At 47.1% G+C, this 15,486-nt stretch carries 24 protein-coding genes; 21 read left to right on the forward strand and 3 right to left on the reverse strand.

Annotated elements, in window-relative coordinates; all coding sequences use genetic code 11:
* The first annotated feature begins 47 nt into the window (after window positions 1-47).
* The gene (locus SD71_RS23565) at window positions 48-1,190 is read left to right on the forward strand and encodes an AAA family ATPase (RefSeq protein ID WP_041062496.1); all 1,143 of its coding nucleotides are present in this window, start codon (window positions 48-50) and stop codon (window positions 1,188-1,190) included.
* Window positions 1,153-2,133, forward strand: coding sequence for a CpaF family protein (locus tag SD71_RS10570; RefSeq protein WP_082034173.1), 981 nt, complete (start codon window positions 1,153-1,155; stop codon window positions 2,131-2,133). The genes SD71_RS23565 and SD71_RS10570 overlap by 38 nt, the downstream gene beginning before the upstream one ends.
* Here SD71_RS10570 and SD71_RS22175 read toward each other — a convergent pair.
* The 3 genes from SD71_RS22175 to SD71_RS10580 all read right to left on the reverse strand — a co-directional run bounded on the left by SD71_RS22175 (window position 2,078) and on the right by SD71_RS10580 (window position 4,579).
* Window positions 2,078-3,556 carry a recombinase family protein gene (locus SD71_RS22175; RefSeq protein WP_052476140.1) on the reverse strand — a complete coding sequence of 493 codons (1,479 nt, stop codon included), beginning with the start codon at window positions 3,554-3,556 and terminating at the stop codon, window positions 2,078-2,080. The two genes, SD71_RS10570 and SD71_RS22175, sit on opposite strands and share 56 nt — an antisense overlap.
* Window positions 3,557-3,783: 227 nt before the next feature.
* Entirely contained in the window at window positions 3,784-4,014 is a 231-nt protein-coding gene (locus tag SD71_RS26210; protein ID WP_152619412.1) for a helix-turn-helix transcriptional regulator, read from the reverse strand.
* Between the two features lie 193 nt (window positions 4,015-4,207).
* On the reverse strand, window positions 4,208-4,579 hold the full coding sequence (locus SD71_RS10580) for a helix-turn-helix domain-containing protein (protein WP_052476142.1): 372 nt from the start codon (window positions 4,577-4,579) through the stop codon (window positions 4,208-4,210).
* A gap of 187 nt (window positions 4,580-4,766) precedes the next feature.
* Between SD71_RS10580 and SD71_RS10585 the strand changes: the two genes are divergently transcribed.
* From SD71_RS10585 to SD71_RS10685, 19 genes are all read left to right on the forward strand, one after another.
* Complete coding sequence (locus SD71_RS10585) at window positions 4,767-4,958, forward strand: helix-turn-helix domain-containing protein (RefSeq protein WP_041062500.1); 192 nt, start codon at window positions 4,767-4,769, stop codon at window positions 4,956-4,958.
* 192 nt (window positions 4,959-5,150) lie between these two features.
* A complete protein-coding gene (locus tag SD71_RS10590; protein WP_052476143.1) occupies window positions 5,151-5,657 on the forward strand; it encodes an HNH endonuclease in 507 nt (168 codons plus the stop codon).
* Between the two features lie 174 nt (window positions 5,658-5,831).
* On the forward strand, window positions 5,832-6,773 hold the full coding sequence (locus SD71_RS22180; protein ID WP_052476144.1) for a helix-turn-helix domain-containing protein: 942 nt from the start codon (window positions 5,832-5,834) through the stop codon (window positions 6,771-6,773).
* A 325-nt stretch (window positions 6,774-7,098) separates the two neighbouring features.
* On the forward strand, window positions 7,099-7,422 hold the full coding sequence (locus SD71_RS10600; RefSeq protein WP_041062502.1) for a hypothetical protein: 324 nt from the start codon (window positions 7,099-7,101) through the stop codon (window positions 7,420-7,422).
* On the forward strand, window positions 7,419-7,562 hold the full coding sequence (locus SD71_RS23945; protein WP_161793372.1) for a hypothetical protein: 144 nt from the start codon (window positions 7,419-7,421) through the stop codon (window positions 7,560-7,562). The genes SD71_RS10600 and SD71_RS23945 overlap by 4 nt, the downstream gene beginning before the upstream one ends.
* Before the next feature lie 157 nt (window positions 7,563-7,719).
* A complete protein-coding gene (locus tag SD71_RS10605; RefSeq protein ID WP_041062505.1) occupies window positions 7,720-7,926 on the forward strand; it encodes a hypothetical protein in 207 nt (68 codons plus the stop codon).
* Window positions 7,927-8,019: 93 nt separating this feature from the next.
* Window positions 8,020-8,319, forward strand: a complete 300-nt coding sequence (locus SD71_RS10610) for a hypothetical protein (protein WP_041062508.1) — start codon at window positions 8,020-8,022, stop codon at window positions 8,317-8,319.
* Between the two features lie 151 nt (window positions 8,320-8,470).
* Window positions 8,471-8,839 carry a hypothetical protein gene (locus SD71_RS10615; RefSeq protein WP_041062511.1) on the forward strand — a complete coding sequence of 123 codons (369 nt, stop codon included), beginning with the start codon at window positions 8,471-8,473 and terminating at the stop codon, window positions 8,837-8,839.
* Window positions 8,836-9,462: a Sak single strand annealing protein gene (locus SD71_RS10620; protein ID WP_041062513.1), complete on the forward strand. Its 627-nt coding sequence runs from the start codon at window positions 8,836-8,838 to the stop codon at window positions 9,460-9,462. Before SD71_RS10615 ends, SD71_RS10620 begins: the two co-directional genes overlap by 4 nt.
* Window positions 9,459-10,247 carry a PD-(D/E)XK nuclease-like domain-containing protein gene (locus SD71_RS10625; RefSeq protein ID WP_041062515.1) on the forward strand — a complete coding sequence of 263 codons (789 nt, stop codon included), beginning with the start codon at window positions 9,459-9,461 and terminating at the stop codon, window positions 10,245-10,247. The genes SD71_RS10620 and SD71_RS10625 overlap by 4 nt, the downstream gene beginning before the upstream one ends.
* A gap of 276 nt (window positions 10,248-10,523) precedes the next feature.
* Window positions 10,524-10,898: a single-stranded DNA-binding protein gene (locus SD71_RS10635; protein WP_041062519.1), complete on the forward strand. Its 375-nt coding sequence runs from the start codon at window positions 10,524-10,526 to the stop codon at window positions 10,896-10,898.
* A 12-nt stretch (window positions 10,899-10,910) separates the two neighbouring features.
* On the forward strand, window positions 10,911-11,243 hold the full coding sequence (locus SD71_RS10640) for a hypothetical protein (protein WP_041062523.1): 333 nt from the start codon (window positions 10,911-10,913) through the stop codon (window positions 11,241-11,243).
* A 1-nt stretch (window position 11,244) separates the two neighbouring features.
* On the forward strand, window positions 11,245-11,556 hold the full coding sequence (locus SD71_RS10645; protein ID WP_041062525.1) for a hypothetical protein: 312 nt from the start codon (window positions 11,245-11,247) through the stop codon (window positions 11,554-11,556).
* Between the two features lie 4 nt (window positions 11,557-11,560).
* Window positions 11,561-12,076, forward strand: coding sequence for an HNH endonuclease (locus tag SD71_RS24425; RefSeq protein WP_200889586.1), 516 nt, complete (start codon window positions 11,561-11,563; stop codon window positions 12,074-12,076).
* Window positions 12,076-12,849 (forward strand): conserved phage C-terminal domain-containing protein, encoded by a 774-nt coding sequence (locus SD71_RS10655; RefSeq protein WP_052476145.1) that lies wholly within the window; start codon window positions 12,076-12,078, stop codon window positions 12,847-12,849. The genes SD71_RS24425 and SD71_RS10655 overlap by 1 nt, the downstream gene beginning before the upstream one ends.
* Window positions 12,846-14,198: a replicative DNA helicase gene (locus SD71_RS10665; protein WP_041062528.1), complete on the forward strand. Its 1,353-nt coding sequence runs from the start codon at window positions 12,846-12,848 to the stop codon at window positions 14,196-14,198. The genes SD71_RS10655 and SD71_RS10665 overlap by 4 nt, the downstream gene beginning before the upstream one ends.
* Window positions 14,199-14,333: 135 nt before the next feature.
* A complete protein-coding gene (locus SD71_RS23575) occupies window positions 14,334-14,786 on the forward strand; it encodes a hypothetical protein (protein ID WP_152619413.1) in 453 nt (150 codons plus the stop codon).
* Window positions 14,787-14,859: 73 nt separating this feature from the next.
* Entirely contained in the window at window positions 14,860-15,129 is a 270-nt protein-coding gene (locus SD71_RS10680) for a hypothetical protein (protein ID WP_041062536.1), read from the forward strand.
* The gene (locus SD71_RS10685; RefSeq protein ID WP_041062539.1) at window positions 15,126-15,482 is read left to right on the forward strand and encodes a RusA family crossover junction endodeoxyribonuclease; all 357 of its coding nucleotides are present in this window, start codon (window positions 15,126-15,128) and stop codon (window positions 15,480-15,482) included. The genes SD71_RS10680 and SD71_RS10685 overlap by 4 nt, the downstream gene beginning before the upstream one ends.
* Window positions 15,483-15,486: the final 4 nt, after the last annotated feature.

Here is a 15,486-nt window from a genome sequence, read left to right on the forward strand (position 1 = left end):
TCGCCGGGGTTTGCGGTTTTTTTGTGTTCTCCGGAAGGGAGGAATTTATGGCCAAAAGAGTGATTTTAGCGATGCGGCAGCACGAGTATGTTGCCAAGCTGGCACAGTATCTTCGGGAAGAGGAACCGGCTTGGGCAATCTCGGCCTTTACCCACGAAGAAGCGCTTCACAGGGAACTTCAGAACGGCAGGGTGTTTGATGTATGGATCGCAGAACTTGCAATGCTGCTCGAGTTGTCCGAGTTTTCTTCCGGGAATTCGAAGGCCGTCGCCTTGGTGGAGGAAATCGGTACAGGACGCGGTGAGTGGCTGGAAATCCAGCAATATCAGCCCTTACCCGCCCTGCTTGCCCATATCCGCTCAGCACTCGCCGGGCCTGTATCGGTCTCGCCTTCCGGATGCAGGATAGTCAGTCTATTCTCCGCTTCGGGAGGTGCGGGCAAAACAACGGCGGCATTAAACCTGGTCCGCCAAGCCGGGGAGCGAGGCTTTCGGACGTTCTATTTAAATTTGGAGACCTTGAATGCAACGGCTTCTTTTTTCGGTAAGGGCGAGCCGGATAGTCTATCCCGTTTGTTATACAGCTTACAGGCGCACCCGGATAATGGAGTTGAACATTTTGAAAGGTTTTGCCGGCATCATTCGCAGTTACGCACCCATTATATAGATGCGCCGGATCATCCCGGTGAGAGACTTGCCTTAACACCGATATTGCTTGAATCCTTGCTTGAGGGGCTTCGCAGTACGGGGAGGTTCGATCTCATTATCATCGACCCCGACAGCGGCGCGGGTGACTGGCATATGAAGCTGCTGGATCTCAGCGATCAGGTTGTTTGGCTGACGGCGGATGATGCGCAGTCGTTCGCTAAAGCCGACAAACTTCTCCGTTATTGGCAAGGTCAATCAAGCATGAAGCTCGACAAGGTGTTATTCGTCATGAATAGAGCCAGGCACGAAGCAAGTCGCCAATGTACGCTGCCGGGCGGCTCACCTGCAGCAATTCTTCCTTACATTCCAGAGTGGAAAACAGTAGATCAGCTTGGCCGATTGCTAGGTTCGCCGGCTTTTTGCGGTGCCATAGATATGCTGTTGGATCAGCTGAACATAGTGATAAGGGCGCCGAATGCCGGGCGGAGAAAGGAGGGGGAACACAATGGAACTGACCGGGCTCATGTCCGGGGAACTGGCTGAGCTAAGAGAGGCGGTTAAAGCGCGGTTGTCCTGGGACAGCACCGTATCGGATGAAGAGCTGATGAAGTTAATCGAGAGCGAATTGTTCAAGCGGGAGAGGACGCGCCGAATGACCGCAGCGGAGAGAAGATCATCGGTCAACCGTCTTTTCCATTCTTTTCGCGGACTGGATGCATTGCAGCCGTTATTGGAAGACCCCGAAGTTACAGAGATCATGATCAACGGCCACGATGAAATATTTATCGAGAGGCGGGGGCGCCTTGAAGCTGTAAATCTCGGATTTGAAAGCCCGGAAAGACTGGAAGATCTCATTCAGAATATTGTGGGGCGTGTCAACCGCATCGTGAATGAGTCGTCGCCTATCGTGGATGCACGCTTGCCGGACGGCTCCCGAATCCACATTGTACTGCCGCCCGTGGCGCTGAAAGGAGCTACGGTAACGATTCGCCGTTTTCCCGAGAAGCCTCTCGGGATGGAAGATCTGGTGGAGCTGGGGGCTTTAACCGGGGAGGCTGCCCATTTCCTGCGGGAGCTGGTGATCGCGAAATATAACTTGTTTATCAGCGGAGGAACGGGCTCCGGCAAAACCACTTTTCTTAACGCACTGTCTCAGTGGATTCCGGCAGGTGAACGCATCATAACGATTGAGGATGCCGCTGAGCTGCAGCTTCGCTCGATTCCCAATCTGGTATCTTTAGAAACTCGTAACGCGAATAGTGAAGGGAAAGGGCAGATCGGCATCCGCGATTTGATCCGGGCGTCGCTTAGAATGCGACCGAATCGCATCATTGTCGGCGAAGTGCGCGGAGCGGAAGCGTTAGACATGCTTCAAGCGATGAATACCGGACACGAAGGAAGACCATCATGTATAAAAGGTACAAAAAAAATCACTTATATTCAACCTCAATGGATGCCGGAAAGAAGGCGTTCTTCACACCCTTAACATTAACCTCATCCGTGTGGAGCGTGATCTTCTCAAAGACGGTAGTGATAAGTTCGTTTTTATCTGCATCGTCTAGGCTTGTCCATTGTTCAGTAAGTCCCACTAAACGGTCGAGTATATCGGACTCCTCGGATGTTTCTAATGCGTGCAGCTTACTGAGCGTTTGAGCTTCTAAATCTTTCTCCTCATTCATCCGCTTTTTCAGGTCGGAATCCGTAATCAAATCCTCCGCAAATGCGTACTGCCATTTCTTAATCCTCGCCCGGATTTTATCCAGTTCTCTTTTTAACCGTGACGCTTCCTGCTTTCTTTCGTCCTCCTGTTTCTTCAGACTTTTTTTCTCGGTTTCAACGGCCATATGATCGAGGCGAATCTTTTCGATATGCTCCATAATTAAGTGCGTAACATGGGACTCTCGAAACATCGGCATGTTGCAGCTCTTGTTGTCTTTACGGCGACTGCACCAATAATACGAATTTGTTACTTCTTTGCCGCTTTTCAATGTTCGTCTTGTTGTCTGCTTTCCGTACATGGCAGCGCCACACCTTCCACAGCGGAGAACACCATTAAACCAATAATCATGTTTGCTTCCGTTTCCACCCACGGATCTGCGCCGCATGCGTGCAATGTGTTCTTCGTATTCATTAACCGTCCAGATGGGTTCGTGAGAGCCTTCAACATCCAGCACTTTGACTCTCGTTTCTTTCTTCCTCCATGCGTACTTCCCGTTCGGCATTTTTGTGCCGTAACGAATGATACCGGCATAATAAGCATTCTCTAGCGTAAGCATGACTGTGGTGGCTGTCCAATCGTATTTTCTTCGCTTGTGCCCATCCCGCGTCATGCGAACGGCAACAGATTGATAACTGAGCCCGCCCATATACAAACGGCGTACCATGCGGATCTGCTCCGCTTCTTCTTCGATGAGTCTTTCATTTTTATCGTATCCGAAAGGAACTTTCCCTCCTGGACGTTTACCTTCTCGAACCTTCTGCTCCATCCCAAACCGCACACGTTCGGCAATCAATTCCCGTTCAAATTGCGCGAACACACCGAGTATACCGATCATAGCGCGGCCCATCGCCGTTGTGGTATCGAATTTCTCTTGGCGTGAGATAAACCCAATCCCAAGGCTTGAAAGGTATTCTAAAAGTTCGTACAAGTCTTTTACAGACCGCGTAAAGCGATCTAATTTATACACCAGCACAGCATCAAACGCGCCTTCTTTTGCAGCAGCCAAAAGCTTCTGCAAATCCGGGCGATTGGTATCTTTTGCGGAAATACCTTCATCTATATAAATGTTCGAGATTTCGTATTCATTAACACGGCAATAATCAACCAATTGGTTTTTTTGTGCGCGTATGGAATATCCTTCGTTGGCCTGTTCTTCAGTTGACACGCGAACATATATTGCGACTTTCATGTATGTCTCTCCTCAATGATGATTTCAGGGGGTGTCGAACGAACTAATTTATTTCAATGTTTCGACAATTCACATTTTGGGTATATAGGGACTTGGATTTATTTAGGTAAAATTGATGTGAAAATGTAAAATATTGACTTGAAAACGTTCTTTTCAGGTCGTAAGATGATTGAACAAGTCGTGTGAGGGTGTAACGTAAAAACGTTACATTTAGCTAGAGAGTATCGCTACTCCCTGCCTATCCCCGATATGCGAATCACATATAAATCTTCTAGGCTGCACTTGAGGCTCCGCGCAATAATCACAGCAACAGGATAAGACATGATCACCCGCAAGTTCACATATGCCGAAATGCGTTGCCTGCTAATGCCGGTTTGATCTGCAAGCCATGTCTGTGTCTGTTTTAGGCGGAATAAGTGTTCGGGGATTCGGCAACGTACAAAGTCGATTGTGACCATGCCATTGCCACCCTATAAAAATTTTTTAACTAAAATAAGAACACCTGTTCTAAAAATGTGCTATCATAAATTTACCAAAGGCGGCTGCACACTAAAGGAGATGAGCAAATGCAGGACAAGCTGCTTAAACTCGCTGAAACAGTCATCCAGAGAACTGAATTAAACATTGAACCAACCGAATTAATAAATAGTTTTATTGAGATTGTTTCTTCGTTTGAGCAATTGAATCAATTATGTTCCGAACAGCTTGCAGAACCACTGGATCATCATGAAGGTTAACGCCATGAAGCGACTCGGCCTCTTTAATAAGGGTTTCATAAACACCTTCAGGGAGCGTGTAGGCGACGCTCTCTTTTGTTTCCTCACCTGTTAGCAACCAATTGTTTGATACGCCGTAAAGGTCAGCGAGCCGCTTTAACGTCTCGGTGTCTGGATCTCGGTAATTTCGTTCGTATCCCGATATAGCTCCATTTGATACCTCTAATTTCTTGGCCACTTGTATCTGCGTTAAACGCGCATTCTCCCTCGCGTGTTTCAACCGTTCTCCTAAAGTCTTATTTCTCAACCTCTTCACACCTCCTTACCCACTAAGTACAAAGTATATAATAGCAGTATTAAGCGCAACGAGTAATTGATTAAGCGAAAAGCATAAAAAAAGTTTAAAATAATCCATTTTATGGGTTGCATAAGCGTAACGCTTAGTGTATATTCTATTTAGGAACTAAGCGTTACGCTTAATAGGAGGTGAAAAGATGAATCCGGTAATCGAGCGCATTGAGCAGAAACGAATCGAGAAAGGCATCACCAAAACGCATGTCGCAAAGCACTGTGAGCGCTCTGTATCTTGGTACAAAGATATTTCTAAAGGCCGCCGTAGAGTGTACCTAGAAGACGTGTTTTTGATCGCAGAAGCCATTGGAGAAACACCAAAGAAATTTTTTTGACCATCAACTAAGCGTATCGCTTAATATGTGCGACAACGGAGGTGCTTATGCGTGAACAACCATCCACATAACCCTGGACTTAGCGAAGAAGCATGGAAAAGACTACACCGGCTGCTTGCCAAGTTTGAAATCAAGTATGGAGTGACTTTCACGAATGCCAATTCAGAGCCACAAAAGAAGGTTGGGTAGTGCATGAAAAATCATTATGAGATTCGCGGTGAGGTCACATCGATCTTCCTTAAACGCAGAAATGGAACGGATTTAGAAATGCTCATTGACACTGAGGACTTAGGAAAGTTAGAAGCGCTGGGTAGCAAAATCTCAGCACAAGAACGTTACGCAACCTGCTTTGTGGACGGAAAAATGAACTACCTACACAGGCTGATTACCAACGCACCTCAAGTTTCACTGGTCGATCACATCAACGGAAACAAGTTCGATAATCGCAAAAGCAATTTGCGGATTGTGACCTCACACGAAAACCTTCAAAACAGAAAAGGTGCTAATCGAACCTCAAAGAGTGGTATTCGCGGTGTTTCTCTCGACCCGAAAACAAGAAAGTTTAGGGCTCGTGTTACTAATCAAGGAAAACACATTTACCTTGGTTCTTTCTATGAAATACGCGATGCGGAACTTGCTGTAACGGAATATCGCAGAACTCACTTGCCATCCAGTGAAATGGATCGAGTGTCCGTATGAGTTGCTCGAAAAAGCGTGCCAGCAAATGAAAGCAAAAGAAGAGGAAAGGGCAAAGGAGGCAAAAAAGTGCAGTTAGAATTCGGAAATTACCTTCGCAACCTGAGAATTGAAAAGCTGTGACAATCAAAAAACTGGCAAGGACGCTAGATACTGAATACGAGGAGATGATGAAGATTGCAGGCTACTGAAGAAGTCGAAGCACAAACGTTATACCAACTTCTTAAATCAATACGAGGAAATGATTCCTTACGTGAAGCAGCAAAGAAAACTGGACTAAGCCACGCATTCATCAAAGCCCTCGAAAGTGGAGTTGATCCACGCTCGAATACGCCAATAAATCCTTCACCTGACACACTAAGGGCTTACGCAAAAGGTTACGGAGTTTCCTACGGGGAGTTGATGGGAAAAGCGGGATATGTGGCGATTCACCCTGAGAAAGGTCACGTCAAGTTAATCAAACAGTTGCGCCAAGAATTGGTGGATCTCCGCGAAGAGTTAAATGCAAAGGAATGTGAGTTGGAAGGTGTCACTGAGCGAAGCATCAAACGAAAATTCGAGATTGAACGGTTAAAAAACGAACGGGAAGGTTGGATGCGAGCAAATAGAACATCGTCAGCCATACAACGACTAACAGAAGAAAACGAACAGTTACAACAAGAGTTGGAACGCACTAAAGGCCAGTTATTTGCAAAGGATCACAGCGAGCGAAAGTATAGGGACGCAATAAACGAATTAGCTGCTGATCATGCACCACTTATTGCTGAGTTAGACACAAAGACAAAAGCACTAGAAGAAGCGAAAGAACACTTGCAAATGTCAATGGGGTGGAGTGAACAAATCACATTGGCTTATGAAGTCATTGCTAACGCACTTAACCATTACAAGGAGGAGACGAAAAGTGAGTCCGATTGTAGGTTCCTTGACGATTGTGCTTGTGCGAAATGCGGAACGACAGTGAGGTGGTTTTGCGACAAATGCAAACGAGATGTTGCAGACGGAGAGAGCGAGTTATGGCACGAAGAAGGCCGATGCACCGAAGCGCGTAGCGCCATCGGAACGACCGAATCAGCGCGAGCCGAAAAAGGAGGAATTTCACATCAAAGAGATCACTCTTGAGTATGTCAAAGAACTTGAAGATGAACTCACCCATTACGAAGAACATGCAGAAATATTAACTAAAGTTTTGGACCTTGCAATGAAACGGGTTGAGGAACTTCAAAAAAAAGCTGGACCATCTCAAAAAGTTTCTAGTTGTGAAAGAGTGACGAACTGATCCTTCAGATCCACCGGGACATTGAAAAGAACAAACCAAAGGAGGAAGCCGGATGAAAGCAGCCTACGACATCATGCTCACGTTGAACCGCGCATTAACTCGCAAACAGTTCAAAGAGGAGTACCGGCGCATTCGGTGGCTCGCCAGCAAATATAAGGAGTCTTCTAAATGAGTGCAGGCGAACGGCAAGAACCGCTATGGAAGTATGAAGATTACAACGACTGGTCACGGATGATGGCAAAAAACTACACCAGGTCAGAACTTGAAGCGATGCTGTATGGCACAAAAAGCGAGTTAACCAAAGCCACTAAAACCCATTTAAACGCGATTAGAGGAACCACGTCTATGCACAGCAATTCGCAGAGAAGAGCACAGGCGCGAAATAGTGTGGTCGGTTCTTACGAGAAGAGATACGCAATCGAAAACGCCCTAGAGATTTATCGGTTCTATCCAGAGCGTACCAAAGAAGGACTAAAGGAGGAATCACAATGATCAGCGGAGATAAAGGAACCTCATTCTTTGACATCGACATGACCACGGAAGCGTGGAATGAACTTTCACAAGGAGAGCAGCAGGAAATCTTAGCAAACTTTGGTCTAGAGGGATGCAATGTATGGGGAGTGACGGAATGAGTCCCGGTCAATCTGCATTAGCTGTACTGGTGTTCTTGGTTGTGATGGTGGTTACGGTGTTGTTTTACAAGACTACGCATTCGGCTACCACTTCGTTAAGCCGTTCGGTCGAATCGATGGCCTTTCGGCAAGGTCAACCCCAAAGGAGGAATAAAAGATGTTGAGTACTAACGAGAAACACAAAAAACGGAAAGAGGAGATTCAGTACATCTACGAACTGTTGCAAGCTTGTTTGGAGGAGGAAGGCTACGTTATACCTTTTCAAAAATATGCAGACGGAAATTACAAAGCTTTCAATTTACCTTTGCGAAACAGCATTTACACTAACGGCGAGAAATTGTTCATCAAGATCCAATGGGATTGATCGCACAATAAAAAGAAGCCATCAGCAAATGGCTCCCTTAAGAAAAAATATTCGGTTAAAGCATACCACAAATTCAAATTAGGAGGAACAAAAATGAGCGCTTATCAATTACTCAAACAGTTTCAAGACGAGGTAGAAAGCATGACAGGACTTCGCCCGGATATATCAGTTAGCTTTCACTCAAGAAGGAACGGACTAAGCCAAGAGGATTCCGCAATACTCCGTAACGCCATGGTTGAAGATTCCTTTAACCAGTTATCACCTTCTGACATGCCGCTAGAGGACGAAAAAACGCACTGGACAGCGTTTCTTGCGCAAGACAACGAGCGGGACATTTGCTTCTGTGTCCATGGGCCGCACGTAGCCAAGGAGGATGCACAATGTGGGGCGTAAGTTTCGACCGGTTTGCAGTTGGTCGCCCCGATTATCAGGAAATGCCGCTTATCTGCGATACCTGCGGATGTGAATTGCGCGGAGATGTCTTAGACGATGCGTGTGACGATTGTGCAGTTTCGTTTGGTTGGCTAGAGAGGGAGGAAGAGGTATGAGCCCTTACGAGAACCATAAAGCTGAGTACCGCGAGGAAGAGAACCAACGGCGCTACGAACAGCGCTACAGAGGATGGATCGACCCGCGAGATCCCGATTATATAGCACCTGAAATTGGAGGAAGAGGCATGAACAACACATTCACTATTCACCTGGACGGCCGGGAAGCGCGGATGATCGTTACCGCTTTAATCGAAAAAGCATGGCGGGAAAAAGGATTGTCCCGCGCTGCACATCACATACTCGCAGACCAAATTGACGAAGCCCGGCACGACTTCCACACCGAGGCAGAGACAGTGTTAACGGAACTATACAGCGTGAAAGATCAGATAGCAGCAACAATTCAACCGGAGGCGATGAAATGAGCGACAACTACTTTTCAAAACTCGCCGCTATCGATGTAGGCGAACACATAGAAAAGAAAGGCAAATTCAGTTATCTAAGTTGGCCTTACGCGGTCAAGACGCTGCGGGAAACAGACCCTACGGCAACGTGGGAAGTAGTCAGACACGAGGGAATGCCGTATTTAAAAACCGAATGCGGCTACTTTGTCGAAGTGGCGGTTACGTGCCAGGGAGTCACCTTATCGCAGATTCATCCGGTGCTTGATAACAACAACCGTCCAATCACCCAACCAAACGCATTCCAAATCAACACAAGCATCCAGCGCGGTCTAGTGAAATCTATTGCGCTTCATGGACTCGGCCTATACATCTACGCAGGGGAAGACCTTCCCGAAAGCGCAGAGGAACCCAAGGAAGCCCAAAAGGAAGAGGTAAAGCAAGAAGCTCAGAAACCAAGCGCTGCCCTAGCAAAAGTGGTCGGTGAGATCAAAACGGCATGGCTGACAAAAGGCTACAAACTAAACGCGATTGATGCCCAATGCCAAAAACTCTACGAATGCAAGTTTGCTGATCTTAACATGGAGAAGGCGATTAAATTCCTCGACCTCTGCAAGCAGATGCCCAGAAAGGAGCAATCAGCATGAAACTGACCAATGAGAATTATTTCTCTGCTGAAGCTGACCGTTTCTATATGAGCAACAGCCAGTACAAAGGGTTTCTCGCTTGTGAAGCGCAAGCGCTCGCCAAACTGAACGGCGAATACACGGAGCCGCAGCATGACGCGCTCTTGCTCGGTTCCTACGTACACGCCGCGATAGAAAGCGTCACAGCACAGATTGATTTCATCGAAAAGCACCCGCAAATGTTTTCATCCCGAGGCGCAACAAAGGGCGAATTGAAAGCCGAATATCGCCACGCAGACAAGATGATTAGCACCGTGCTAGAAGATCCCCTTTGCGCTCAGATGCTTGAAGGGGAGAAGGAAGTCATTATCACCGCTGAACTGTTCGGAGTACCGTGGAAAGCCAAAATAGACGTTCTCGCAGAGGATCGGATTGTTGACCTCAAAACCGTGAAGTCCATACGCGAAAGATACTGGCACAACGGCGCTTATGTCTCCTTTGTTGAAGCCTATGGATACCTCACTCAAATGTCTGTGTATCAACAGTTGGTGCGGCTACATAAAGGGGAGGCGCTAGAACCCTACATTGTGGCTGTCAGTAAGGAAGATGAACCCGACAAAGCGGTGATCATGTTCGATGAATCCACGCTTGAACGGGAGTTGAACTTGGTAAGCGTCAACCTTCCCCACATTGTGCGAGTGAAGCAGGGGTTAGAGGAACCACGGCGCTGCGAGAAATGCCGTTACTGCCGGTCAACAAAAAAAGCGGAGATTGTTCACTTTGCGAGTCTGTTAGAAGGGGCTTGAAATGGAGACCTGGATCACGCACATGGGTGAAAAGTATATCTCATCCCTCGGCTATGAGAGAACAGACCATCTCAAACTTGTAGCCTTGAGACCCCTATCAGCAGGATATGTAAAAGTACTCACACAGTACGAGGACGATTCTATAACAGTCATAAAGAAACGCGTACACCCTAAATTAACTAGAGCATTGTTTGCACACAGAGAATTTGGCGGATTCATCTGAGGCTTCGGCCTCTTTTATAGCAAGGACAAGCCCAAAAAATAGGAGGCAATCAAATGAATAAGGTTATCTTATCTGGTCGTTGGAGCAAGGACATTGAAACGAAGGAAGTTGGTGGAAAGACGCTTGCCAAATCCTCTCTCGCAGTAGATGACGGGTACGGAGACAAGAAGCAGACCTTCTTCTTTGATGTTGAGATGTGGGGCAAGACAGCGGATGCGGTTGCAAGTTATAGCGGTAAGGGTAAACGGGTTCTCATTGAGGGGCGGTTAAAGGTTGACCAGTGGGAAAAGGACGGTCAGAGGCGAACAGCGGTGCGAGTGATAGCGGAGCAAGTGGAGTTTCTGGAACCGAAGCAGCAAGGTAACAAAGACCCGTTCGCAGATTCAAGCAGGCCGTTGGACATCTCAGATTCTGACCTTCCTTTTTAAGGGGGCTCACACATGGATCTCGTCGCCCTTAACCAATCCCTTTACAACGTCTGCCAACGCCTCTCCAAGAGTGCTGACGCGCTTATGCGAATGGCAGATGATGTCGCCCAAACAGATATGGACTATAACATCGCATTAGCATCCAAAATAGACGAACTAGAGAAATCCGGCGGTAAAGCAACACTCATTGAAAAGCTCGCCAAAGGGGATCCCATTGTCGCGCAATACGGCTTTAAACGCCTCTTAGCTGATACCAAGTATGATGCGTCAAAACGTGCATTGATGGCGCTAGAGTCGGAGAAAAGCGGCATACAGACGCTGTTGAAAACGATGCAGGAGGTGTGAAATGCCTATCGGAGATTTCAACCCTGTTCCTAAGTCCGGCATCATCCACAACCGAACGAAAGAAACGCAGAAGCAAATGGGCGCAATAAGCGCCAAAGTACGCAAGCAAGTGCGCGATAGGTCAGGCGGGATTTGCGAAGTCAAAGAGAAATGTACCGGCGCTCCTGCAACCGAACAAGCGCATCTCACAGGCCGGGGAACGATCAAGCATAAAACCACAGCAGCAGATTTGAAAGATGCGTGTGTTGAATGCCATCGTTGGCTGGATTCCACTGGTGAAGGTGTAAAGCACAAAAAATCGTTAAGGGGTTGAGGCGATGGCATGGATAGAAAGCCATCAAGGGTTAGCAAGACATCCCAAAACAAAGAAACTGGCTCGGACGCTAAATGCATCCATTCCAGAAATAGTTGGGTACTTGCATCTCTTTTGGTGGTGGGCGTTGGAGTTTGCAAAAGACGGAGATATCACGAAGTTTGATGATTGGTACATTGCCGAGGAATGCGAGTGGAAAGGCGATCCAGAGGTATTTGTAAACGCACTTATTGATTCTGGTTTTTTAGATTCAGAAGATCGCCTAACCATTCATGATTGGCAAAACGGAAGGTACAGCCGAAAGGAACGCAGCGAAGTTCGCAAAGCATGGGAATCAATGGCGGTTCGGATACGTCCTATCATTCTTCTGAGGGATGATTTTACTTGCCAAGAATGCGGCCAAACACAAGGGTTACTAGAAATTGATCACATAGTACCCATTGCTCAAGGTGGGACGAACGAATTAAATAACCTGCAAGTTTTATGTATGCCATGTAACCGCAGAAAGGGTGCGAACTAATGGCATGGATCGAACTTCACCAATCGTTATGGACACATAAGAAAACCATCTTATTATCCGCAATCTTAGATATTGATGAACTGTACGCCGGGGCGCATATGTCAAAACTCTGGACTTGGGCATTAGACAATGCGCCGGATGGCGATATCTCAGGGTTGCCGCCCAAAGTTATCGCATACGGCGCAGGTTGGAAAGGTGACGCTGTTCAGTTTGTGGATGCTGCAATCTCCTGTGGTTGGATAGACCGAGAGGGAGATTTGATGCACTTGCATGATTGGTACGATTACGCCGGTCGTTTGCTTGAGAAGAAGAACGCGAACAAAGAACGCATGAGAAGCAAACGTGCATTGCATGTGCAACGCACAAACGAAACACAACCACCGCACGTGCAGGGGCTACCTAACCTAACCTTACCTAACCAAACCAAACCAGATATTAAAGAGTATGTCCCATTCGATGAAATTATTACCTACTTAAACGAAAAAGCCGGGACAAGTTATCGTTCATCCGCAAAAGCCACAAGGCAGCATATAAGCGCACGTTGGAATGAGAATTACACTTTAGACGACTTTAAAACAGTCATTGATAAAAAGTGTACAGAGTGGAAGGGAACAAAGATGGAAAAGTATCTTACTCCTGACACTCTATTCAGCCCTAGTAAATTTGATACCTACTTAAACCAAAAAACAGAGATTAAAAAAGTACCTGTGTACGAGTACAAAGATCCATACAGACCACTAAAAGATGATGTACCAGTGGAGGGGTACGGGTGAGCCTATTCGACCAAGATGTCCAAACCGAGCAATCATTCTTAGGATGCCTACTTAAAGAACCTGACCGCATCAACCAATGGGGCGATCAGTTTGAGGATTCGGACTTCATCCACAGTTCCCACAAATTGCTGTGGATTGCCATGCGCCACCTTTACAAAAAGGGAAAGCCAGTCGATGCCGTTCACCTCAAAGACTTGTTCCGCGCCGGTAAGAAGCTAGAAGAGTTCGGAGAAATGAGTTATATCCGCGATCTCAAGGAAAGCGTGCCATACGCAGGACATTGTGACCATTACGGCGAGTTAGTGCGAACAAACAGCGCTTATCGCAAGGTGAAGGAGTACGCCGACAAGCTGAACGAGCTGGTTCACACAAGGGACGGAGACACCGAAGCGGAAGTGTTCGACCTTGTTGAGAAGTTCGGAAAGTCGCTTCAGTCCAAGACCATTTCCGCGCTATCCAAAATCACCGTTGAGCGAATGGATGAGCAGCGCAAGAAACCGCCGCAGATGATTAAAACAGGATTCCCCGCATTTGACGGGTGGAGCGGTGGAATCGGTCGCCAGTGGCTTCACGTTCTCTCCGGTAGGTCAGGCACGGGTAAGACCGCCAAAGCCGCGCAGATGACCTACAACATGGCGAAGCAGGATGAGGGCGCGGTAATCTTCTGGTCGCAGGAGATGCCGACAGAGAGAATCGGGCAACGTATCGTTTCCAACCTCACCGGCATCAATTACGGAAAAATCTTTAAGAACGTGCTGACGGATGAAGAAATTCAGAGATGCCGCAAGGTTGAAGCGGAAATCGAGAGTTTGCCGATTTACTTTGATGATTCTCCGAGCGTAACGATAGGACACGTTAAATCGGTCGCATCCGCCTTCAAACGCACACATGGGAGAATAGCCGCTATATTCGTTGATTACCTCACTCACATGGATATCAAACAGGATAAAGGGCAAAGCAGAGCAACGGCAGTCGGGGATGTCGCAAGGAAGATGAAGATGCTGGCAAGGGAACTGGACTGCGCGGTGATCCTCTTGGCGCAAATCAACCGGGAAGCAGCAGACGAAACGACAAGGCCGCGCAAACATCACCTGAAAGAATCGGGAGACATTGAGCAAGCCGCAGACACGATTGAGATTCTATGGGCAGACGCTTCCGATACGCAGGATGAGAACACCAAGACGATTACAGCCATCATCGACAAGGGACGTTACACAGGCGAACGGGATTTCAAGTACGAGTTTAAAAGCAACGTTCAGCGGTTCACCGATTACGTGAAGCCAATTGATTACACGCCAAACCAAGATGGATTTATAACGGCACATGAAAAGGGGAGGAAGAAGCGATGAACGAAAGCACCGAGACGTTCTTGAGCAAAAACTTCCCCATTCTTGTTAATCAATCCTACGGAATGGGAGACATAACCGAGGACATGAGAAACACACTTTTAAACCTTGAACCTTCCGACTTAGGCGAACTGGACGATGCTTACGCGCAGCTATTCACGCCATTCAAAACAAGCAGTATTATCAAATCCTCGCGAGAGTGGAAAAGGCAGAGGTTGTCATAGCAGAGGAAACGGACATGAAGAAGAAAGACCGTTATATCAAAGCTATGAAAGAACTTATATCTCAGTTGGAGGAGTTGAAGCCGGTATGAAAGGGGATTGTCAGTGCATTGATGGTGTGTGGAAGTGCAATTCATGCTGGAATCGCATAACAAGTGGGCGGAAGAAACAAAAAGGAGTGCGGAATATTGATGGTTCAATGTTAATCGGCTATATGGCGGGGCTAGGCGAGGGTTTCCCTGAAGCGATCGATGCCTTGAACCTCTTGTGTGAAGCAATTAAAGATGGACGCTTCGATTCGACCGCACACGCCCAAGCCGATACAGATCCTTTACCCTTTGAACCATCTAAATATGAACTAGAGGATTAAAGCCCTTATACGGCTACCACTAACGTTAAGCCTATTCGGTCGAATCGAAGATAACCCATAAGGAGGTACAGCGGTGTACGACGATTTCACTGATAAAGAACTAATTGAATTTTATCGACAACAATCAAGCCACTGGCATACGGAGTTCCTAAAAACAAACAAGGGAGGTACAGCGATGAAAGAAGCAATAGAGCGGATAATCATTGAGATGGAACTTATCGCAAAACGACAGTTTGATGAGTACAACAAGCAAAGATGGGACCCAGCATCAAGTTATCACTTCGGATACGCAGAAGGGATAGACGCTGTAATCGACAAACTTAAGGCTGCTATCGCCCAATGATAAAAATCATCGTCCCAGGTCGCCCCGTACCCGCCGTGAGAATGACACAGCGCAGCAAGTATGTCAGCACACAGGCAAAGCGTTACCTCGCCTACAAAGAGCAGGTAGGATGGGACGCAAAAGCCTGCGGAGTGAAACAACCTGTAGAGGGAGATATCACCGTTACCGCGATAGCCTACATGATGCCGGTTCCCGATGTGGATGTGGACAATCTCGCAAAAGCCTATTTAGACGGACTCAATAAAATCGCCTATATCGATGACAAACAGGTAATGAAACTCACCGTTGAAAAGAGATGGGTGTTTGAGGAGAAAGAGCAGCGATCGGAAATTATTATCGAGAGTGTTTCTTGAGGAG

The sequence above is a fragment of the Cohnella kolymensis genome (assembly GCF_000829465.1).
Classification (GTDB): domain Bacteria; phylum Bacillota; class Bacilli; order Paenibacillales; family Paenibacillaceae; genus Cohnella; species Cohnella kolymensis.